This window comes from Rhodococcus sp. MT28 (genome assembly GCF_058792695.1).
On record NZ_JBXAFD010000002.1, the window covers coordinates 745,365 to 766,879 of the forward strand.

The window sequence follows — 21,515 nt, forward strand, 5'->3', positions numbered from 1 at the left end:
GCTGTCGCTATCGGTGCCGCTGTTGCAGTGGCAGTTCCCAAGCTGTGGCAGCTGGCCGGCGAGCGCAGCAATACTCAGGTACATCAGGTCAATCCATGACCACTGCGAGGGCCGATGCTCTCGCAGGCCTAGGCGACGAGCGCCGGGAATGGGTCGAGCGAGCCTACGCCCATGTCGATCGTGCGCGATTGCGGGATCTCGCCACTTCGGTGGTCAACATTCCCAGTCCGACGGGTGACGAAGCACCGCTGGCCCGCCACATCACGGCGGTCCTGGCAGCGTCGGGCATCGAGGCCCACACAATGGATCTCGATGATCGGCAGGCGAACTCGTGGGGAAGGCTCCGCGGTGACGGGTCCGGACCGGACCTGTTGCTGTATGCGCCGATCGACACCGTCACGACCGGCGATCCGGCGGAAGACCTGCCGTGGGTGGGAAATGAGCTGCGAGCGGATCTGACGCCGCACGCCCAGTTCGACGAGAACTACGTGATCGGATTGGGTGCGTCGAACCCCAAAGGCCACGCCGTCTGCATTGTCGCGGCGGCCGAAGCAATTGCCGCAGCCGGTATTCCGCTCCGCGGTGACCTGGTGCTCGGATTCGGCGCCGGTGGTATGCCGACCAATGCCCGCCCCGGTGTCGGAAACCCCCGACGCAACACCGGCCAGGGCGTCGGCTGCTCGTTCCTCCTGGAACAGGGAGTGTGGGCGGACTGCGCGTTGATCGCCAAGCCCGGCTGGACGGTTTCCTGGGAAGAAGTGGGACTGGCCTGGTTCGAGATCACGGTGCACGGTCTGCACACCTACGTCGGCTCGCGCCACCGGTTGCCGTACCGCAACGCGATTACCGCAGCCGGCGAGGTGGTCGCCAAGTTGGAGGAATGGTTCCCGAAGTACTCGGCGGCGCATCAGGACGGTTTGGTTGCGCCTCAGGGGATCGTTGCCAACATCCGCGGCGGGTGGGAGCGAACAGCGTCGTTCACCCCCGAGCAGGTGCGCCTTACCGTTGATCTACGGCTCAGCCCGCGGACGACGCCCACCGCGGCCAAGCGCGAACTCAAAGCCGTCGTTGCGGAGATCGCACAATCGCTGGATCTGCAGATCGACGTCGAACAGGTTCTTGCCATCCCCGGTGAGGGTTCCGACCCTCGAATGTGGTTGCGCCGCGCCGCAGTCCACGCGTGGGAAGCTGCCGAAGGAGAGCCGCATCAGGACTTCTTCGACGCGAGTGGAGCCACCGACGCAAACATCCTGCGCAGCCGCGGCATCCCGACGATTCGGGTGGGTATGCCCAAGGTGGTCGACGCACCGTTCGAGGTGGACTTCGCGATGGGGATGAACACTGTGGACCTGGCTGCGGCGGAGAGATTTACGAAGTATCTGATCCGAGTGGCCCTCGACACCGTCACCCGCTCGCTCGAGGAAGTAGGAATCGACTGATGGCGAAGATAGTTCTGGGTATCGGTGCCTCCCACAGCACCTTGATGAACACCCATTGGGAAGAGACGACGCACAAGGCGGAGGCCGAACGCTTCCGGGACGCGCTGTATCTGAGCCGGGAGAAGATCGCGGCGTCGAAACCCGATGTTGTCTTGATTCTCGGCTCCAACCACTTTCGCGGTTTCTGGCTGGATCTGATTCCGGCGTTCACTCTCGGCGTCGGAGAGTGCATTTCCAGTGGCGAGTCAGGAACACCCAAGGGGCCGCAACGGGTCGACGTGGAGTTCGCCAGGCACCTTGCAAACGAGCTGATCGAAGGTGGCCGGTTCGATCTTGCCTACTCGGCGCGATTGCAGATCGATCATGGTCAGTCTCACGCGATTCAGTACCTTCTCGACGGAATCGATGTTCCGATAGTTCCGTTGGTGGTCAACGTATTCGCGCCGCCCCTCCCGACGTTCAAGCGATGTGAGGAAGTGGCGAAGGCCCTGCGGGATGCCGTTGCGTCGTATCCGGCGGATACCCGGGTCGTGGTGATCGCGTCCGGTGGATTGTCTCATCGTCTGCCCTGGCCGGACTGGCGGGATCCGCACGGTGAGGACGAGGATTTCATGGTTCAAGCCTGGCTGGACGGCCGGGAGAACTGGTCCGACTACGACGTCCGGCGACGCCAGATCATCCGCGCAGCCGATGCCGCGATCACTCCGGAGTTCGATGACCGAATTCTTGATCTGTTTGCCAGCGGCAAGGCAAGTGAGCTTGCCGAGTTCACGACGCAGCAGATCGAAGACGAGGCGGGCAACGGTGCGCAGGAGTTGCGGACCTGGCTCATGATGGCCGCGATGCTCGACTACGTTCCGGGTGAACGCCTTGCCTACGAAGCGATTCCCGAGTGGCTCACCGGTATGGGTGTCACGATTCTCGATCCAGCTGGAACAGACAGCGCAACAACATAATCTGCACCTTCAGTAAAGGAAGTTTCTCTGATGACAATCTGGAACGAACTTGCCGGGCTCGATTTCGAGTTGACGACCGTCGACGCCGGCGGTGTGCCCACGCGCTCTCTGCAGGCAGGATCCGGTGACGAGGCCGTGATCTTCCTGCACGGCACCAGCGGACACCTCGAGGCATTTGCACGCAATATTGCACCGCACGCCGAGTCTTACCGGGTTCACGCGATCGACATGCTCGGCCATGGTTACACCGGCAAGCCTGACTACCCGTACGAGATTCCGCGCTACGTCGAGCATTTGGTGAACTACCTCGACGCGGTCGGACTGGACCGTGTGCACTTGGTGGGTGAAAGCCTCGGTGGTTGGGTCGCTGCCTACCTGGCCAGCGAGCAGCCCGAACGTGTTCTGTCGCTGCAGTTGCTGGCAGCAGGCGGAACAGTCGCGAACCCGGTAGTCATGGAGCGCATCAAGACGTCGACCGCGAAGGCCGTCCAGAGTGACGACATCGAATTGACCTGCGCACGTATGCAGTTGCTCATGCATGATCCCGCCGATGCAACCGAGGAATTGGTTCAGGCTCGTCACCGGATCTACCATCAGCCTGACTTTGTCGCCAACATCCACAACCTCCTTTCCTTGCAGGAGATGGAGGTTCGCCAGCGGAACCTGCTGCGCCCGGAAAGAATGGCACTCATCAAGGCGCCGACTCTTGTGGTCTGGGGTCAGGAAAATCCGTTCGGTGATGTTCCGGAAGCGAAGAAGATGGCCGAGGATATTCCGGGCGCTCAGCTCGAACTCTACTCGGAGTGCGGTCACTGGCCGCAGCACGAGCAGGCAGCGAAGTACAACCCGCTGAGCCTCGAGTTCTTGGCAAAGGCATCAGCCAGCGCGAAGGCAGCTATCTGAGAAGTTCCTGCCAAATATGCTGCTGCGTAATGGAGCCGGTCTCTCGATTGGGAGGCCGGCTTCCGCGTTTTCGAAGGTACAGTCATCGTCTTACAGCGAAGGAGTTCTCGTGAAGAAAGTACTTCTGCTGACGGCCGACGCCGACAACGGACTCGGTACCGCAATCCGTGACGCCGTCAGGGGTGAGGCGGAGGTAGTTCGATTACCTGAGCGCACCACGGGGGCGCTCCGTGCGGAGTTGCCGACATGCGACGTCGTGGTGGGGGACTGGAGTGGTGATCTGCCACTGGGCAAGGAGGAAGCAGAGCTCGGCCGGAATGTGCTCCTCGTCCAACAGCCTGGTGCCGGAACCAATTTCATCGATGCCGAAGCCTGGCGCGCCGCCGGAGTTCCGGTGGCGAATACTCCCGGTGCAAACGCGAACTCGGTTGCGGAGTGGGCAGTGCTCGCGGCAGGTGTGTTGTGCCGCTCCATGTTCTGGGCGCACAACGAGGTTACCGATGGTCGATGGCCACAGGAATCCATCCTGACGCGCGATTGCCGCGATCTGGCGCAGCGCCGGGTCGGCGTCGTAGGTGTTGGTTCGATCGGCCGCCGGTGTGCAGAATTGTTTGCCGCCTTCGGTTGCGACGTCTACGTCACCGCGCGTTCGAGACCGCGTGACACTGTGGCTGCGACGTTTGTGTCACTCGACGAGTTACTGCCTCTCGCGGATGTCCTGGTGCTGGCCGTCCCGCTTACGGAATCAACTCGGGGACTGATCAATTCCCATCGAGTTGCGCAGTTGCCCACCGGAGCGATCGTGGTCAATGTGGCGCGCGGCGCTGTCGTCGACGAAGCGGCATTGGCGCGTGCCTTGCGTTCCAGGCATGTCGGCGGCGCTGCGCTCGATGTGTTCGACGTTGAACCACTACCGATTTCGAGCCCGCTCCGTGGATTCGATTCGACCCTCCTGAGCCCGCACGTCGCCGGCGGCAGCGCCGGAGCGCGTGCGTCGATCTATTCGATGACGGCGCAGAATGTCGCCAGTGCGCTGCGCTCGCAGACAATTCGGTGGACATTGTGATTCGGTGGACATTGTGATCGAGGGCCGTGTTACCGAAGTATTTCGGTCCGCACGTTCCTCCAGGTGCAGTGTTTCGCCGAGGTAAGTTCCTGTCCCCGGTCCGCACGGTGGACCCGGTTGGTTCTCGGGTGTAGGTACACACAGCTAGGTTTGCTCTCCACGACCCGCAACTGCGGCACAGATCACAAACAAAGGTGTGAGTAGATGGCCTCGCTGTCAAAGTTTGGAAGGACTGCTCTTGTTTCGGCTGCGCTGCTGCTGACCGTTGCAACCGGCGCATGCAGCCGCCCGGCGACGCAAAGCACAGCTGATTCTGCCGGAAGTGGACCACTGCGTATCGCAGTCGGAATCGATGCTTCCTACGCTCCGTTCTTCGTAGCGGATCAGGAAGGCATGTTCGACGCTGCCGGTTTGGACGTCGAACTCGTCCAGTTCGGTCGTGGTGGCGAGGCCGTCGACGCACTCTCGACCGGGCAGGTCCAGATCGCCGGTAGCTCCGATACGACAACGATCGCCCAGTTGCGTCAGAATCCGTCGTTGCGCGCGATGTACTCGTACGAGGCGTCGGGTGACTACATCAAGGTCGTGCTGCGTAACGGTGTCGACTCACCGGCTGCGATCAAGAAGATGGGCATCGTCCCGGGTCTCAGCCAGATTTCGACGGACAAGTACCTCGCTGCCAATTCCATTGCCCCCGGTTCGGTCGAGATGATCTCGGCGACCCCGACGGACATGCCCGCACTGCTCAGTCGCGGCGACATCGACGGGTTTGTCCTGTGGGAGCCGTGGCCGGCCACCGCCCTGGATCAGGGAACCGGCCACGTGGTGGCAGTAACCGGAGACTACGGCTGGTTCTATCATCATTGGGCGATCACGACGGCTCCGTGGTTGTCGGCCAACGAAGAGACAGCGCGAACCGTCGCGAAGGTGCTCGACGAGGCAACGCGCAAGGTCGAGTCGGATCCGGGCGTGGCAGCGTCCGCGACCAAGGCGGCTGTGAACGTCAGCGAGGATCAGACTATTGCCGCGGTGGACGAGATCGACTTCGCCGTGGTGAATCTCGAAGCTGCGGATGTCGAGTCGGCTCAATCGATCGTAGATTTCTACAAGTCGATCGGTGTTCTCAGCGACCAGCCGGATCTCGAATCGGCAATGCTTCTGGATTGGTACAAGGATGGTGCACAGTGAGTATCGCAACAAGTGGTTCAACGACCAGCTCGACGAATAGCGCGGGGACAGCCGGCCCCGGCAAGAAGAACACCGGTGTTGCCATCGACGTGGTCGACCTCGGAATCAGCTTCGGCGCGGCGGAGATCGTCGCCGGAATCGACATGCACGTGCAGCCAGGTGAATTCGTCTGTCTGCTCGGTCCGAGTGGCTGCGGCAAGTCGACGCTGCTGTCGTCCATGGCCGGCTTCGTGGAACCCAGCGCCGGCGAGATCGTGTGCGACGGAGATGTCGTCGCCGGCAGTAACCGCCACGCCGGCATGGTGTTTCAGAGCTCCGAAGCGTTGTTCGAATGGATGACCGTGAGCCAGAACGTGGCCTACGGCCCCAGGATGCGTGGAGCGAACCGCAGCGAGCAGGCGAGTATCGCGGCCGAGTACCTCGCGATGGTCGGCTTGCCCCACGCGGGTGCGAAGTTCCCCTCGCAGCTGTCCGGCGGTATGCGGCAACGTGTTCAGATCGCACGAGTTCTTGCCAACCAGCCGTCGTTGGTTCTCATGGACGAGCCGTTCGGTGCGTTGGACGCTCAGACTCGTCAGGTTCTGCAGACCGAACTCGACCGTATCTGGCGGCACACCCGCTGCACCGTGGTATTCGTGACTCACGATATCGACGAGGCACTGACGTTGGCTGACCGTGTGATCGTGATGTCGGCCGGCCCGCGGGCCCGGATCAAGAGCGTCTACGAGGTCAATGCGGCTCGTCCGCGAGACCGCAACGATCCCGAGGTGATCGAGCTCTACGAGAAGCTGCGGGACGACATTCGGGCAGAAGTGGTTGCGTCGCTGCGGAACCAAGGCATTGAGGAGGACGAGCTGTGACGGCTGTAGTGACCGGTGGTTCAGCCGGTGTGAGAACAGCGAAGGTGGCGGAGACAAAAAAGCGTTCGTCGGCGCGGCGATCCAAGATTGTCAAAGCGACGCTGATGTATGCAGCCTCAGCGGCAATCGGTTTGGGCATCTGGTCGTTCCTGGCGTGGTGGTACGGGCCGACCACCATTGCATCACCGGCCGAAGTATGGTCGGCGGCACAGGAACTGTGGGAGAGCGGCGTTCTGTGGTCGTCGATCACCGCATCGGGTCAGCGAATTCTCATCGGCTGGTTCCTGGGTGTCGTGATCGGTGCTCCCGTCGGAATTCTGATGGGCCGCATTTCCATCGTGCGACAGCTCCTCGATCCGTACATCGAGTTCTTCCGGTTCATTCCGCCTATTGCGTTTGTCACTCTCGCCGTCGTCTGGTTCGGCATCGGTGAGACGTCGAAGGTTGTTCTGATCTTCTACACCTCGGTATTCATCGTCACGGTCAGCACGATTGCCGCGACTGTAGCGATCAGCGAGAACAAACTGCAGGCAGCGGCAAATCTTGGTGCCAACAAACTTCAGATCATGAAGACGGTGGTCTTGCCGTCGTCGATCCCCGGCATCGTCACGGGCGCTCGCCTGGCGATGGGCAACAGCTTCCTCACCATCGTGTCGGCGGAGATCGTCGCCGCCGACCAGGGTATCGGTTCGATGATCTGGCAGGCTCGAAACTACGGCCGGATCGACTGGACGTTCGTCGGCATCATCGTCCTGGGCATCATGGGCTTCATCTTCGACCGGATTCTCCGCATTCTGTCCTCGCGGTACCTCGCCCGTTACGGCGTCAAATAGTCAGGAGCGCAGCATGAATCACCCGCTGAGCATTGCCGAGCAGGCCGGAATTCCGGGACCGCCCGAGTTCACCGATATCGAGAGTGAGCGGCGTCGTCGCAAGACCGCTGTCATCGGCGGGTATCGGATTTTGTCGAAATTCGGTTTGGACGAGGGAATCTCGGGACATATCACCGCCCGAGACCCAGAAGATCCGGAGACTTTCTGGACTGCGCCGTTCGGGCGGCACTTCTCTCAGGTTCAGCCGGAGGAATTGCTGCATGTGGCGTCGGACGGCGCGGTCATTTCCGGAGACGGACCGCTCAACCGAGCAGCGTTTGTCATCCACAGCAAGGTTCACGAGGCTCGTCCCGACGTCATCGGAGCTGTTCACGCTCACGGTTCGAACGGTAAGGCGTTCTCCTCGCTGCACACCCGCCTCACGCCGATCACTCAGGACGCGTGCGCCTTTCACGAGGATCACTCGATCTACGAGGAGTATCACGGGGTGGCGCTGGACGAAGAGGAGGGGATTCGCATCGCGGATGCCCTCGGATCGAACAAGGCCGTGATCCTCACCAACCACGGTCATCTGACCGTCGGAACTTCCGTGGAGAGCGCAGTGTGGTGGTATGTGTCGATGGAGCGGTCGATGCAGGCGGAGTTGACGGCGCGAGCCGCCGGTGATCCGGTTGTCCTGCACGAGAAGATCGCGGCGCAGACCTACGAAGCAGTCGGCACCGAGAAGGTGGGGTGGTTTGCGTACTCGACCATCATCCAGAAGATCGCAGCAGACGAACCCGAGGTATTCGCGCACTGAATTCTTCGCGCACTGAATTCCTGCGAGCATTGGGCCCGTCGACCGAGAGGTCGGCGGGCCCTTTTCGTGTTGTCCCGCAACTGTTACCGAGGTCTGTTGAGCGGACCGGTTTCATTTGCGTGAGTCCGTCGGCGCAATACCGTATCGAGTGTGAACAAAACGTCTTCCACGGCGACCGACAACGAGATCGGCGTCGATATTCTGATCATTGGTGCCGGCCCCGCCGGGCTGTACGGCGCGTACTACGCAGGCTTCCGCGGCCTCTCGGTTGCCGTGATCGATGCCCTTGCGGAACCGGGGGGACAGGTCAGTGCGATGTACCCGGAGAAGGCGATCCTCGACATCGCGGGATTCCCTTCGGTCAAGGGACGCAACCTCATCGAGGGTTTGATGGCGCAGGCTGCCCCGTTCGATCCGGTGTACCTTCTGGGCATGCAGGCTCGTGAGCTGTCGCATGACGACGACGGCCGGGTGCGGATCACCACCAGCACGGGCCAGGTCGTGGTGGCCGGCGCGGTTGTCATCACCGGCGGCATCGGAACCTTCACCCCGCGTCCGTTGGCGAAGGGTTCGGAGTTCATGGATCGGGGGCTGAGTTACTTCGTCCCGGATTTGTCGGCGCACACCGGGAAAGACGTTGTCATCGTCGGTGGCGGCGACAGCGCGTTCGACTGGGCCGTTCACCTGGAACCAATTGCCAAGTCCGTCACCCTGGTTCACCGGCGAGATCGTTTCCGCGCGCACAAATCCACAGTCGCCAAGGTGCAGGAAAGCAGTGTCCAGGTTCTCGTCAACGCCGATGTCTCGGCGGTACGTGGAAACGGGTGGATCGGCGAGGTCGACATCACCCACAAACAAGACAAGAGCACGTCCACGCTGCTCGCTCAATCCGTCATCGCTGCATTGGGATTCACGGCCGACCTCGGTCCGATGATGGAGTGGGGAATCGAGATCGACAATCGCCACATCGCGGTGAACACACGGATGGAGACGAATGTTCCGCGTGTGTATGCCGCCGGGGACATCACGGACTATCCCGGCAAGGTCCGCTTGATCGCCGTCGGTTTCGGCGAGGCCGCGACTGCGGTGAACAACGCTGCGGCAGTGCTGGATCCGGAAGCAGAAATCTTCCCTGGACACTCCACCGAACAGGAGAGCTAGGCAATGGCATTTGTCATCGGTGAAGCATGCATCGACTACACGGACCGATCATGCATGGAAGAATGCCCCGTGGATTGCATCTACGAGGGTGATCGCAAGCTCTACATCAACCCGAACGAATGCATCGATTGCGGCGCTTGCGAATTGGCCTGCCCGGTGGAGGCGATCACCGTCGACCGGAAAGCAGACCCGGATTTCAAGGAAGACAACAAGCGCTTCTTCCTCGAGGTCTTGCCTACCCGTAGCGAGCCCGTCGGAAATCCGGGTGGTTCGGCAAAGATCGACATCGTCGGCGTCGATACCCCGATGGTTGCGGCGTTCTGATGGCTGGCGGCCTGCAACTCGGATACGTTGATTCGTCTTTCGGGCAATTGCATTACGCGCAGCAAGGTTCGGGTGAGGCGATTCTCCTGCTTCATCAGGCGCCCCGGTCGTGGGACGAGTTCCGCGAGTTCATTCCACTCCTTGCCGACGACTTCCGCGTTGTCGCGATGGACATGCCGGGGTACGGCAACAGTGCTCCGGTGCCCGGCCCGCAGACCATCGAGACCTATGCGCGAGGCGCGTGGGAATTGCTCGACACCCTGGGCGTCGATCGAGTCACGGTCATCGGTCACCACACCGGTGCGGCAGTGGCGCTCGAGATGGCGGCATCACGCCCCGAGAGGGTGCACGCTGCCGTGCTCTCGTCGTGCCCGTGGACCGACCGCAACTACCGCGAGGGGCACTCGGGACCCGGTGGGATCGACTGCGTCGACCGGGCCGCAGACGGTAGCCATCTGACCAGGCTGTGGGAGATGCGTCGCCCCTACTACCCCGAACCAGGCACCGCACTGCTCGACAGGTACATCCGAGACGCGCTTGCCTACCGGGTAGATCCGGCGGAGGGGCACAAAGCCTGCGCCCGCTACGTCATGGAGGCGAGAGTCGGTTCGGTGACTGCGCCGGTTTTGCTGATCGGCGCGCAGAAGGATCCCTTCTCGATGCCTAACATTGCGCCGTTACGTGCACACCTGACGGGTGCGGCAGTGGTGGAAACGGAGATCGTCGAATCGGGGACCGTCGCACTCGTCGAGGAGCACGCTCCGCAGATTGCATCCGCCGTCCGCATGTTTCTGGAGAATTACGCAGGTAGGCGCCCCGTGTAAACTCTGCGGGACGGGTTCACTGAGCGGACCGTGTGGCGTGCGTCTCATCGTGTCGTCACCATAGTGTCAGTCTCGAAGCACCTGCACCTAACGAGGACCCCGACCGATCTCGGTCGTTGTGGCACTCGGTCTCGGCAGGCTGTCACAGATCGTTCAGGAGGACACTCATGGCCGCTCCACAACAATCCGTCGGGTTCGGATCCGTACTACCCATCGCGTCGGAAACGACCGCTGCATCGCAGCCTGCAGGTGAACTGTCCTCGGTCCTGGGCAAGGCTCGAATGATCTTGGACGCTTTCGACACCGACCACAGTGACCTGTCTCTGACGGAGCTCACCCGGCGCAGTGGGGTCGCGAAAGCGACGGTTCACCGGTTGGCCGGCGAGCTGGTCGAGTGGGGATTGCTCGAGCGCGCGGGTACCAAGTACCGGCTCGGCCTGCGATTGTTCGAGCTGGGCCAATTGGTGCCGCGTCAGCGGATTCTGCGCGACGCGGCGCTGCCGTACATGGAGGACCTACTGCTGGCGACGCAGGAGACGGTTCACTTTGCGGTTCGTGACGGCATCGACGTCCTCTACATCGAGAAGATCATCGGACACCGCGGGCTGAATCAGCAGTCGCGGGTGGCCGGTCGGCTCCCGCTGTACTGCACCGCCACCGGCAAGATCATCCTTGCCTTCTCCCCGCAATCGGTCTTCGACGAGGTAGTCGAGCAGGGTTTCACCGCCTTGACCAGTCGAACGACGATGTCCGTCAGCGTGCTGCGCCAGCAAACCGAGCGGATGCGTAAGGAACAACTCGCGGTGGAGGTCGAGGAGACACGGCTCGGGTACATGAGCGTCGCAGTGCCGGTGTTCAGCGGCCCGCGCACTCTGGCCGGCGCGTTGTCTGTGACAGCGCCGACGGCTCGCCTCAACGTCAGCCGCATCACCGGGGCCCTGCGCACTGCCGGCGCCGGAATCACCCGAAAACTTCATGCCATGAAGTGCACACATTCGCCGAGCGACCCGCTGGCTCTGCGCACGATCTGCAGTCCGGTGATGTGTTCGTTCAACGGTTGCGGCAAGTAGCGAGGCGCGGTCTATCGCCGGGCGCGGAACACGCTCTTCTCGCAATCCCAGGTGTGTGGGCCGACGCCCCTCTCACGTAGCACTGCTTTCTGTACCTTGCCGGTTTCGGTGAGTGGCAACGTGTCCACGACGTCGATGTACCGGGGAAGTGCAAAGTACGGCAGCTGTTGCTGGGAGAACTCCAGAATCGAAATGGGGTCGAAAGATACTCCGGGGCGCAGTATTACAGTTGCCATGACGTCGTCCTCGGCCAGATCCGACGGTACCGGGAAGACGGCAACCTGACCGACCGACGGATGCAACGCCAGAACGGTTTCCACTTCGGCCCCGGAAATATTTTCACCGCGGCGCCGAATCACGTCTTTGATGCGATCGACAAATCGGAACCAGCCGTCTGCTTCCCGAATCACCCTGTCACCGGTCTGTATCCAACTCTCCGTCGCCGGAATCTCCTCGCCCAGATAGCCCAGTGAACAGGCGCCGGGGATCGTGCTGCGGACCACCAGTTCGCCGGGCTCCCCGTCTGCGGCAGCAGTACCGTCGTTGACGACTGCGGCGTCGTAGCCACTCATCACCCGCCCCATGTACCCGGCCCGCCGATCTCCCGGAAGTGTGCCGATCACGAGATTGGTTTCGGTACTTCCGAATCCGTCCACGAGTTCTACACCGAATCTCTGGGCAAACGGTTCGATCAGATGAGCCGGCGTTGCGGGGGCAAGTGCCACGTGGACGCTGTGCTGTCGGTCTTGCGGCGATGGGTCCGCGTTCATCAACATGGCCACCATCGCACCCAGCAGGTAGTCGACAGTTGCGCCGATCTCGCGAACTTCGCGCCAATGATTGCGGACCGAAAAGCGTTGTCCCAGGAAAAAAGTAGACCCGGCCCAAAGGGACTGAACAAAGGCATTGAGAGCATTGGTGTGAAACAGCGGCAGGCAGTTGTACAGCACATCGTCCCCGGTGAGCCCGAGTGAGGCGCCGACGCCTTTGCCCCACTGCAGGAACTGCGCGTGCGGGCATCGGACGCCTCGGGGCAGACCGGTGGTGCCGGAGGTGAAGAGTATCGCGGCCAGGTCGAGCGGATCGAGGGTCTCGGGCTCACAGCCCGGATGCGAACCGGCAGTGGGGACGCACTGTTCACCCATGACCCACACGGTGCCGTCGAATCCGGCTACAGCGCCTGAGTATTCGGGTGAAACCAGGATCCGTTGTACACCAGCCTGTTCGAGTGCGCTGGCAACACTGTCGGCTCGGAGGGCCGTATTGAGTGGGACGACAACCGCACCGATCCACGCGCATCCGAGAACAAGGTCTGCCAGTTCGATCCTGTTGCCGGACAGTGCCGCCACGCGCTCCCCACGGCCGACACCGTGATTACGGAGATCCGCCCCCATCGACGCTGCACGATCCCGCAATTCGCGGTAGGTGACCGTGATCCCGTCGACGACGAGCGCCGGGTGCTCCGGACGCTCCAAAGCTCGCCTCCGGATCAAATCCGGAAGCGAGCGCGGAATGGCATGTGCGTCGTGGTGCATGGGTAATTGTATCCCTCAGGGTACGACGACGGCCCGGCCGGCAACCTTGCCCTCACCCATCAACTGCAGTGCCGTTGCGATGTCATCCAGCGGAAACTCCTGCACTGCAACGGAAATCTTGCCTTCGATGAGCAGCCGGATCATTTCAGGTGCCAGTTCGGCTTGCCGGGCAGTCTTGCGAATCATGTTGACGGGCAGGATCCGGACATCGCTGAGCAACCAGTTCGGTAAGTCCAGGGTGAGGCTCTTACCCAAGGTATATCCGATCAGGGCAGCCCGGCCACCGGGGACAACACTCGCCAGAAGGTGCGGCAAGCCGTCGCCGCCAAGCGTGTCGATCACGGCGTCGACGGAAGGCTCGGATCCCACCACTCCGGCAAGTTCGTCGCCTTGCCCGACGACGGGACGCACACCCTCCGGAAGCAAGGCAGCCTGATCTTCGCGCGGTACAACACCGATTACCTCGGACGCTCCGGCAAGCAGAGCGAACTGTGCTGCCATCGATCCGACAGCGCCGGATGCTCCGGCGACAACAACTCGTTCGCCGGGAGCGACGGCTGCAATGTCGTTGACGGCAACATAGCCGGTTGTGCTGGGCAGGAAGAAGGTTGCGGCGACGGCCGGCGACAGTGCGGGATCAAAGGGTGTGAACGCCTTGTCTGCCGCTACCAGATACTCAGCCCAGCAACCGTTCTTGAACAGGCCGACTCCGCCGCCTCGGACCAGAAGGCGGGTGCCAGGCTCATAGGTGTCGGATTCGATTACCGTCGCCGCTCCGTCTGTTCCACCGATATGTGGCAGGTTCGGCTTGACTCCGAAGTTTCCGCTCGCGACGGTGATGTCGAGATGGCCGAGCGCGGCAGCGTCGATGCGCACGAGCGTCTGACCGGATTCACGTGTGGGAATGTCGATGTCGTCGATGACCGGTGAAGTGCCGAACTGATGGAGTCGGGCCGCGCGCATTGTGTCTCCTAGTAGCGATCTGTGAATGGATGTACTGAATATGAGTGCGGTCAGGACAGGATCGACTGGTCGCGAAGTCCGGCGATCAGTTCGTCGCTGTATCCGAGCACCGACTCGAGGACGTCGTCGGTGTCCGCGCCCAGCACCGGCGCAGCGCGTCGGATCGAGCCGGGTTCGGAGTTCCGGCGAACGGGGATGCCTTCGTGGAGGAATGTTCCGGCGAGGGGATGTTCCTGTGCCGAATAGAAACTGCGTGCCCGAAGATGTGGATCGCTCTCGACCAGGTCGCGTCCGTCCTGGACGGTGCCGGCCGCGATACCCGCCGATTGCAAGCGTTCCATGACGGTTTCGGGTGACAGAGTCCTGGTCCAGTCGGCGATGGCGTCGTCGATACGTTCGTGATCGGCTTGGCGGCTTTCTGCACTCGCGAAGTCAGGATTGCCGATCCATTTCTCTGCTTCGATGATGCGGCACAATGCATTCCATTCCGTGGTATCGCGAACGGCAATCGAGCACCACCGGTCGCTGCCGAGGCACGGGTACACGCCGTGTGGTGCCAGTTCGTGATGGCTGTTGCCGATCGGATCGGGGGACTGTGACCGGGCGGCTCGGAGAACGCTGGTACCCATGTGCGCTGCCATGGCTTCGAGTTGTGACAGGTCTACGTGCTGTCCCCGGCCGGTCCGGTCGCGGTAGTCGAGGGCTGCCAGCATCGCGACGCCGGCTTGCAGTCCGGCGACGATGTCGCCATGGCCGTAGATGACTCCGACAACGTCATCGGCGTTCCAGCCGGTCAGTGCGGTCAAACCGGTACTTGCCGAAACGATGTCGGCATACGACACCCAGTCCTTGCGAGGACCGGTGTGACCCATCCCGGACATCGACACGTAGATGATGTCCGGGTTGAGCTCCCGGAGTTGTTCGTAGCCGAGCCCCATCTTGTCCATGACCGACGAGCTGAAATTCTCGACCACGACGTCGGAGTTCCTGATCAGGTCGCGCAGTACCGAAAGGCCCTCTGCGGATCGGGTATCGAGTGTGATGCTGCGCTTGTTGCGGTTGACGTCGTTGAAGTACCCGCTGGTGTTCGGATTGTCGTGCGGTCCTCGCGAGAGATGCATGAACGGTGCAAAGCGAGTCGGGTCCGGGCGTCCGATCGATTCGACCTTGATGACATCGGCACCGTGGTCGGCAAGGATTCTGGTGCCGTACGGGCCCGCCAACACCCACGTGAGATCCAGGACGCGGACACCTTCGAGGCTGGGCGTGCTGCCACCGCTGAACTCGTGGGTTTCGTTCACTGCCACAGGCGAGGTGGCCTTCAAGAGTTCCTGATGCTGGCCCAACCGGGCAGCCTCGAGCGTTCCGATGCGCCGGCCTTCGGGGAAAGCGAAGCCGAACCCGAGATCGCGGTAGGTACCGTGATCTCCGGTCACGTCGGTGAAGAAGTCCCGGTCGTTGAGTTGCGGGTTACGCAGCAGTTCTTCGGGCCGGTCGACCGCTGCCCACGGCAACTTGCGTGACTGCGCGCTGACCGCGAATTCTTCCTTCGGCCACTTCGCGATGAAGGCGGACAGAACGTCGAAAATGTGTTCCTGATGCGTCTTTCGGTAGACCGCGTCGGACCACTCCGGTTGATCGAGATCGTCCTGAGCATCGTTGTCGATCAGCCAGGCCAACATGCCGTCCCACATGCGGGGGCTACCGCCGAGGCCGCCACCGACATAACCGTCGGCGGCCTGGAACAGTCCGTGCGGAACGAGCGGATGTACCCGGCCCGGACGCGGCGGGACGCGGTCCTCGTGAATGTAGGCAAGAGTGCCCGCTTCCAGCGCGGCGGCAACACATTCCTGAGCGCTGATCTCCAGCAACGGGTTGTGGCCCTTGGATCGCGAACGCAGTCCGAGAAGCACGCCGATTGCGGCATTGATTCCGGCGAGCTGCTCAGCCTGGAGTTCGGGGAGCAGCAGTGGAGGGTGCTCGGGATCGCCGACCTGGGCCATCATCCCGCCGAGTGCCGCGACGGTCAGATTTGTTGCCTTCCAGTCACTTCGCGGTCCGGTTGTGCCGAAGGGTGTCACTCGTACGTGAACGAGAGATCCTCGGTTGTCGCGTAGAGCGCCGGTCGCGCTGCCGTCGAGCAGGACGTCGGCACTGCGCAGCAGTGCTTCGAAAGCGAGGCGATCGTTGCTGTCGTCGATATCGAGGACAACGGACTTCTTGCCCGCGTGCCAATGCAAGTACGAATCACCCTGGGACTCGGTGCGACTGGGGTCACCGGTGGGTGGTTCTACCAGAATGACTTCGAAACCCAGCCCGACCAGGATGCGCCCGGCGAATCGCGCAAACGGACTGGAAATCTCTACGACCCGTACCGGGGGATGCACCACAACTACTCCGTTTCAATCGAAAGATATCGCCGAACCGACTGGTGTCGAACGTAGTTCTGCGGCCCGGTGGGCGACATGATTTCGGTCTGCCCACCGGACCCGTTCTCACTCTCCGCTCAGGCGGCGTTCTGCTCGAACCATCCCGAGAGGAGGACAGCGGACGGATCGATGTCCGCGGAGATCTTGCCCTGCTCGCGGAAGAATGCAACAAGTTCGTTTGCGCGCTCCACGTCGTCCTCGGTGAATCCGCGTCCACCGAAATCGATTTGGGTCACCCGGTCTGCGGCCTCGGCCGGGTCCATCTGGATAGACGCGGCAATTGCGGTTGCAGCCCGATCCGGATCCGAGTTCACGATTGCCGACGCTTCCGAGATCACCTTGAACACCTTGCCTGCGGTTTCTTCGTTCGCGGACAACCAGTTGTCCGAAGCGATGATCCATTGGGCGTACTTGGCGCCGAAGTCGCCGGTCGTGGCAACAACGCGCCCGCCGGTATTGACACTCTGCGTCACCCAGGGGTCGAAGGACAGGAAGCCGTCGATGTCACCGCGCGCCAGCAAAGCAGGCTGTTCGGGCGGGCTTGTGCTCACGAGTGTGACCGTCGTGGGGTCGATGCCGAGACTGGCCAGGTACTGGTTCGTGAAGTAGAGACCGATGCCGGGGAAGACGCCCATGGTCTTGATCGACTTCGGTTCGACGCCGTTCCTCAGTACAACCTGGAAGTACCGGTCGGATTCCTGAAATACGCCCAGCGCCCGCAGGCTCGGATTGGCGGCCATGACGGACAGTGCCGTCGAGTCGGCATTGCCGGAGAGTTCCGAAGTTCCGGCTACGACGTTCTGGGCGCCCGCCGCCCCGCCTTCCGTCTGGATGACCTGGACGTCGAGGCCGGCGGCCTCGAACATGCCCTCGTGGTCGGCCAGGAAAATCGGGGCGTACGACGGGTCTACACCAACCGCGATCCGTACCAGGCCACCACTTTCGGCGGAGTTGTCGGTAGCGGGGCGGGTGCATCCGCTGACGGCGATCGTCAGGGCGGCGAGAGAAGCGACTGCGCCCACCCATTTCTTCTGAAATTTGTTGAGCATGATGGCCTCTCGGTAAATGGGAGCTGTCAGCGTCCCGTGAAGGTGGGGGACCGCTTGTCGAGGAATGACTGAAGTCCCTCAGCAGCGTCGTCCGTCTTGATCAGGTCGAGCACTGCCTCGAATTCGAGATCCAGCGCTTGATCGAGCGGCAACGACATGCCCTCGTCGACAATGCGTTTGATCATTCCGATGGTGGCAGTGGGTTTCGTCGCGAGTTCGCGTGCGAGGTCAGCGCAATGCGCATCGAGGTCGGCGTCCGCAACGACGGTGTCGACCAGGCCGATATCGAGTGCATGCTCGGCGCTGAGGCGCTTGCCTTCGATCATGAGCACTTTGGCTCGGTGAGCACCGATGAGGCGTGGAAGTCGCTGGCTGCCACCGGCACCCGGAAAAAGCCCAAGTCCGATCTCGGGGAAGCCGATGGTCGCCGACTGCGCCATGATGCGGAAGTCGCAGGCCAACGTCAGTTCTGCTCCGCCGCCGAGTGCGTGCCCGTTGATCTTCGCGACGACAGGTTTGGGAGCCGACTCGAGGATCCGCTGTACGTCGACCCACGGGCGCATCGCGCGCTGAGTTTCTTCCGTCAGCTCGCGCATCACGGTGATGTCCGCACCGGCGACGAAGAACCGTCCAGTGCCCGTCACTACAATGGCGCGGACGGTCTGGTCCGACGCGAGTACCGGCAGTATCTCCAGAAGCTCGGCGATCATGCTGGGGTTGAATGCGTTGGCTGGAGGTTTGTCGATAGTCACGGTGGCAATCGAGTCTGTGACGTCGACGGTGACGAAGTTGTAGGTCTGGCCGGTCTGTCTCGTCAAGTGAGCTCCTGTCAGCGGGTTGGCGGGGTAAACCGGTCGAGCCGGGGGATGTGTAGTGGGAAGTATGGTGGGGACCCTCACGCGGCGGTACCGCTCGGGTTCGGTCAGTAGACCAATGTCGGATGCTGATCGCGTAGGAACTTTCTTCGCTGTGATCACGGCGATATTTGCTCCTGTGACAGGATTGAGCCCGTGACTTCTGCAGTACCGACACCGCCCGCGCCCTCCGTCGACAAGCGTCCCGAGTCGATTTTCACCATTGGGACCAGGCTCGAGGACCGGCTCGGACGAACCGGAACCATCCACACACCGCACGGCGATATCGCGACGCCGTCGTTCGTGGCTGTCGGAACCAAGGCCACGGTCAAGGCCGTGCTGCCCGAGTCCATGAAGGAACTCGGTGCGCAGTCGTTGCTCGCCAATGCGTACCACCTGTACCTGCAGCCGGGCCCCGACATCGTCGACGAGGCCGGGGGGCTGGGCAAGTTCATGAACTGGGACGGCCCCACCTTCACCGACAGCGGCGGCTTCCAGGTGATGTCTCTTGGCGTCGGGTTCAAGAAGGTGCTCGCGATGGAGGCCGTCGGCGTGCAGTCCGACGACGTCATCGCAAAGGGCAAAGAGCGTCTGGCGACGGTCGACGACGAGGGCGTGACGTTCAAATCGCACCTCGACGGCAGCAAGCATCGCTTCACCCCCGAGGTGTCGATGCAGATTCAGCATCAGCTCGGCGCCGACATCATGTTCGCGTTCGACGAGCTCACCACGTTGCTCAACACCCGCGGCTATCAGGAGCGATCGGTCGAGCGTACGCAGGCCTGGGCGATCCGCTGTATCAATGAACACGAGAAGCTCACCGCCGAACGCGCTGACAAGCCCTATCAGGCTCTCTTCGGCGTGATTCAAGGCGCGCAATACGAAGATCTACGTCGTCAAGCCTGCCGCGGACTCGAGTCGATCGAAGGCGAGAACGGATACGGCTTCGACGGCTATGGCATCGGCGGCGCCCTCGAGAAGCAGAACCTCGGAACGATCGTGCGTTGGTGTAACGAGGAACTACCCGAGAACAAGCCGCGTCATATGCTCGGCATCAGTGAACCGGACGACTTCTTCGTCGCAATCGAGAACGGCGCGGACACTTTCGACTGCGTCAACCCGTCGCGTGTTGCTCGCAATGCTGCGATTTACGTCCGCTCCGGCAGGTTCAACATCAACACCAGCCGATTCCGTCGTGACTTCACGCCTATCGACGACGAGTGCGACTGCTACACGTGCGCCAATTACACCCGCGCGTACATCCATCACCTCTTCAAGGCGAAGGAAATGCTCGCGTCGACGCTTTGCACCATCCACAACGAGCGATTCACCGTGAAGTTGGTCGACGATATCCGAGCCAGCATCGAAGGTGGGTATTTCCACGACTTCAAGGCAGACATGCTCGGAAAGTTCTACGCGGCGAAGACGCCTGCACCTCAGGCGTAGGTCGGTTCGCGCTTCTTCACGTATGCGATGACGCGGTAGGTGATCGGCATGACCAGAACCTCGACAAGCGTCTTCCACAGGAAGCCGACCAGCACGTAGTTGATGAAGTCTTCCCATGTGCTGATGCCGATGACACCGGCCGCGATGGAACAGAAGATGAGGGTATCGGCGAATTCGCCGACGACGGTCGAGCCGATCAGCCGCGCCCACAGATGCTTCTCCTGCATGCGCTTTTTCATCATGACCAGGACCAGTGAGTTCAGTAGCTGTCCGACGAGGTAGGCGGCCAAGCCTGCGACCAGGAGTCGGGGAATGACACCGACCACGGTTTCGAGGGCGGCCTGGTTCTCGTAGAACTCTGCCGACGGGAGTTGCACTGCAATCCAGAAGCACGCAGCGGCAAGAATCAGTGCGCCGAAGCCCAGGTAGATCGCGCGTCGGGTCGCTTTGAAGCCGTAGACCTCGCTGAGCACGTCACCGAGGACGTAGGCGAGCGGGAACAAGAAGAATCCACCATCGGTGATGATGGGCAGAATCTGCAAGGGACCGAGCGAGAAGTCGGAATCCGCAAAGAAGGCGACCCCCTTGGTCGCCGCCACGTTCGAGATCAGCAGCGTTGCGGTGAAGAGCGCGACGATCGTCGGGTAATAACCCCGGCTGACGTGCGCAAATTTGGTTTCGTGGGTCGATTCGTCTTGCTGATCCTGAGCTGTCACGTCCGTCATCCAAGCACCACAAGGCGCTCGGATGCGAGTTGGCGACCGTCCAGTTGCGCAGAACACACCGAAGGCCCTGCGGTTTCACGTGGAACCGCAGGGCCTTCGGTGATGCAAACGAACTGATCAGGCAGCTACATGACCGCCGGTCAGCACGCGGTATGCGTAGGTGCTGGCGATCAGTGCGACGGGCGCCGTCACCAGAAGACCGATTCCACACAGCAGCGCGCCGATGATGTTGATACCGATCAGAGCGAGCGCCAGCAGGACCAACGTTCCGACGTTCGACGAGGTCAATGCGTAACTCGATTTGATTCCCGAAATCGCATCCTGGTTCTTGTCCACGATGAAGGTCAGCGTGTAGTAGAGCAGGAACGCCGCGATGATGCCGGGAATGATGCAGAGGGCCAAACCGACGTAAGTGGCTACGGCTACGAGGAAACCGCCGAGTACAACTGCACCGATGTTCGTGAATTGGAAGAAGGTGCCGAAAGCCGGCTTGATTCCGTCCAATTCGCTCAATGCTCCGCGGAGGAATGCGGCTTGGATGATGTAGCCGACGATAGCGGTGACCAATCCACCCACAATGGACAGCGCGCTGAACTCTGTGTTGGTGTAGTCGAAGCCGTTGAAAGCGCCCTGGATCAGTCCGGCGATCAAGAACGCGATGATCGAGATTCCGATCCAAACCAATGCGTTGTCTTTGAACTTGTTCCAGCCGTAGGTAATTGCCGCACCCACAGAAAGCTGCGGTCCACCGAATCCTGCGCCGTAGTCGTTGGCGGGCGGCGGTGGGAAGTTACCGCCTCCGGGAGGTGGCGGGTATCCACCGGGCGGTGGGTAGTTGCCTCCGGGAGGGGGATAGCTTCCACCCTGCGGAGGCGGCGGATATCCACCTGGCGGCGGGTAATTGCCACCTTGAGGAGGTGGGGGGTATCCACCAGGCGGCGGGTAGCTTCCGCCCTGCGGAGGCCCCGCCGGCGGGGGATAGCTCCCAGGAGGAGGCGTTCCCTGCTGGCCGTAGGGATCCTGGGGCGGGAATTGCTTTCCGTCCTCGGGATTCTGGTTGGGGTCGTGCCCACCGGTTGTCATATGCGCAC

At 61.9% G+C, this 21,515-nt stretch carries 20 protein-coding genes; 13 read left to right on the forward strand and 7 right to left on the reverse strand.

All coding sequences use genetic code 11. The annotated features are described in order from the left end of the window. Window positions 1–95: 95 nt before the first annotated feature. The 12 genes from AC1Q6C_RS11790 to AC1Q6C_RS11845 all read left to right on the forward strand — a co-directional run bounded on the left by AC1Q6C_RS11790 (window position 96) and on the right by AC1Q6C_RS11845 (window position 11,423). Window positions 96–1,439, forward strand: coding sequence for a M20 family metallopeptidase (locus AC1Q6C_RS11790; RefSeq protein WP_007731632.1), 1,344 nt, complete (start codon window positions 96–98; stop codon window positions 1,437–1,439). Then, the gene (locus AC1Q6C_RS11795) at window positions 1,439–2,395 is read left to right on the forward strand and encodes a DODA-type extradiol aromatic ring-opening family dioxygenase (protein ID WP_007731630.1); all 957 of its coding nucleotides are present in this window, start codon (window positions 1,439–1,441) and stop codon (window positions 2,393–2,395) included. The genes AC1Q6C_RS11790 and AC1Q6C_RS11795 overlap by 1 nt, the downstream gene beginning before the upstream one ends. A gap of 30 nt (window positions 2,396–2,425) precedes the next feature. Further along, window positions 2,426–3,298, forward strand: a complete 873-nt coding sequence (locus AC1Q6C_RS11800) for an alpha/beta fold hydrolase (RefSeq protein WP_492666628.1) — start codon at window positions 2,426–2,428, stop codon at window positions 3,296–3,298. Window positions 3,299–3,407: 109 nt separating this feature from the next. Continuing rightward, window positions 3,408–4,364, forward strand: a complete 957-nt coding sequence (locus AC1Q6C_RS11805; RefSeq protein ID WP_007731625.1) for an NAD(P)-dependent oxidoreductase — start codon at window positions 3,408–3,410, stop codon at window positions 4,362–4,364. A gap of 204 nt (window positions 4,365–4,568) precedes the next feature. After that, the gene (locus tag AC1Q6C_RS11810) at window positions 4,569–5,552 is read left to right on the forward strand and encodes an ABC transporter substrate-binding protein (protein WP_007731624.1); all 984 of its coding nucleotides are present in this window, start codon (window positions 4,569–4,571) and stop codon (window positions 5,550–5,552) included. Then, window positions 5,549–6,412 carry an ABC transporter ATP-binding protein gene (locus tag AC1Q6C_RS11815; RefSeq protein ID WP_007731623.1) on the forward strand — a complete coding sequence of 288 codons (864 nt, stop codon included), beginning with the start codon at window positions 5,549–5,551 and terminating at the stop codon, window positions 6,410–6,412. Before AC1Q6C_RS11810 ends, AC1Q6C_RS11815 begins: the two co-directional genes overlap by 4 nt. Continuing rightward, complete coding sequence (locus AC1Q6C_RS11820) at window positions 6,409–7,245, forward strand: ABC transporter permease (protein ID WP_019746502.1); 837 nt, start codon at window positions 6,409–6,411, stop codon at window positions 7,243–7,245. The genes AC1Q6C_RS11815 and AC1Q6C_RS11820 overlap by 4 nt, the downstream gene beginning before the upstream one ends. A 13-nt stretch (window positions 7,246–7,258) precedes the next feature. Next, entirely contained in the window at window positions 7,259–8,044 is a 786-nt protein-coding gene (locus AC1Q6C_RS11825; protein WP_007731609.1) for a class II aldolase/adducin family protein, read from the forward strand. 150 nt (window positions 8,045–8,194) lie between these two features. Next, entirely contained in the window at window positions 8,195–9,205 is a 1,011-nt protein-coding gene (locus AC1Q6C_RS11830) for an NAD(P)/FAD-dependent oxidoreductase (protein WP_007731607.1), read from the forward strand. A gap of 3 nt (window positions 9,206–9,208) precedes the next feature. Next, window positions 9,209–9,529, forward strand: a complete 321-nt coding sequence (locus AC1Q6C_RS11835) for a DUF362 domain-containing protein (RefSeq protein WP_007731605.1) — start codon at window positions 9,209–9,211, stop codon at window positions 9,527–9,529. After that, window positions 9,529–10,353 carry an alpha/beta fold hydrolase gene (locus AC1Q6C_RS11840; RefSeq protein ID WP_230359429.1) on the forward strand — a complete coding sequence of 275 codons (825 nt, stop codon included), beginning with the start codon at window positions 9,529–9,531 and terminating at the stop codon, window positions 10,351–10,353. The genes AC1Q6C_RS11835 and AC1Q6C_RS11840 overlap by 1 nt, the downstream gene beginning before the upstream one ends. Before the next feature lie 167 nt (window positions 10,354–10,520). Beyond that, entirely contained in the window at window positions 10,521–11,423 is a 903-nt protein-coding gene (locus tag AC1Q6C_RS11845) for an IclR family transcriptional regulator (protein WP_007731601.1), read from the forward strand. Window positions 11,424–11,434: 11 nt separating this feature from the next. Here the strand turns inward: AC1Q6C_RS11845 and AC1Q6C_RS11850 are convergent, their stop codons facing one another. The 5 genes from AC1Q6C_RS11850 to AC1Q6C_RS11870 all read right to left on the reverse strand — a co-directional run bounded on the left by AC1Q6C_RS11850 (window position 11,435) and on the right by AC1Q6C_RS11870 (window position 18,217). After that, on the reverse strand, window positions 11,435–12,958 hold the full coding sequence (locus tag AC1Q6C_RS11850) for an AMP-binding protein (protein WP_007731600.1): 1,524 nt from the start codon (window positions 12,956–12,958) through the stop codon (window positions 11,435–11,437). A 15-nt stretch (window positions 12,959–12,973) separates the two neighbouring features. Beyond that, window positions 12,974–13,921 (reverse strand): quinone oxidoreductase family protein, encoded by a 948-nt coding sequence (locus AC1Q6C_RS11855; RefSeq protein ID WP_007731598.1) that lies wholly within the window; start codon window positions 13,919–13,921, stop codon window positions 12,974–12,976. Between the two features lie 50 nt (window positions 13,922–13,971). Continuing rightward, entirely contained in the window at window positions 13,972–16,308 is a 2,337-nt protein-coding gene (locus AC1Q6C_RS11860; RefSeq protein ID WP_230359430.1) for a CaiB/BaiF CoA-transferase family protein, read from the reverse strand. 119 nt (window positions 16,309–16,427) lie between these two features. Further along, complete coding sequence (locus tag AC1Q6C_RS11865; RefSeq protein WP_007731596.1) at window positions 16,428–17,399, reverse strand: ABC transporter substrate-binding protein; 972 nt, start codon at window positions 17,397–17,399, stop codon at window positions 16,428–16,430. Between the two features lie 26 nt (window positions 17,400–17,425). After that, window positions 17,426–18,217, reverse strand: coding sequence for an enoyl-CoA hydratase/isomerase family protein (locus AC1Q6C_RS11870; RefSeq protein WP_007731595.1), 792 nt, complete (start codon window positions 18,215–18,217; stop codon window positions 17,426–17,428). Between the two features lie 192 nt (window positions 18,218–18,409). On the opposite strand from AC1Q6C_RS11870, the gene tgt reads away from it, so the two are divergent. Beyond that, window positions 18,410–19,699, forward strand: coding sequence for a tRNA guanosine(34) transglycosylase Tgt (tgt, locus tag AC1Q6C_RS11875; RefSeq protein WP_007731594.1), 1,290 nt, complete (start codon window positions 18,410–18,412; stop codon window positions 19,697–19,699). Here tgt and AC1Q6C_RS11880 read toward each other — a convergent pair. Both AC1Q6C_RS11880 and AC1Q6C_RS11885 read right to left on the reverse strand, forming a co-directional pair. Further along, window positions 19,690–20,424: a queuosine precursor transporter gene (locus AC1Q6C_RS11880; RefSeq protein ID WP_030535741.1), complete on the reverse strand. Its 735-nt coding sequence runs from the start codon at window positions 20,422–20,424 to the stop codon at window positions 19,690–19,692. The two genes, tgt and AC1Q6C_RS11880, sit on opposite strands and share 10 nt — an antisense overlap. Before the next feature lie 117 nt (window positions 20,425–20,541). Beyond that, complete coding sequence (locus AC1Q6C_RS11885) at window positions 20,542–21,507, reverse strand: DUF2189 domain-containing protein (RefSeq protein ID WP_207624207.1); 966 nt, start codon at window positions 21,505–21,507, stop codon at window positions 20,542–20,544. Window positions 21,508–21,515: the final 8 nt, after the last annotated feature.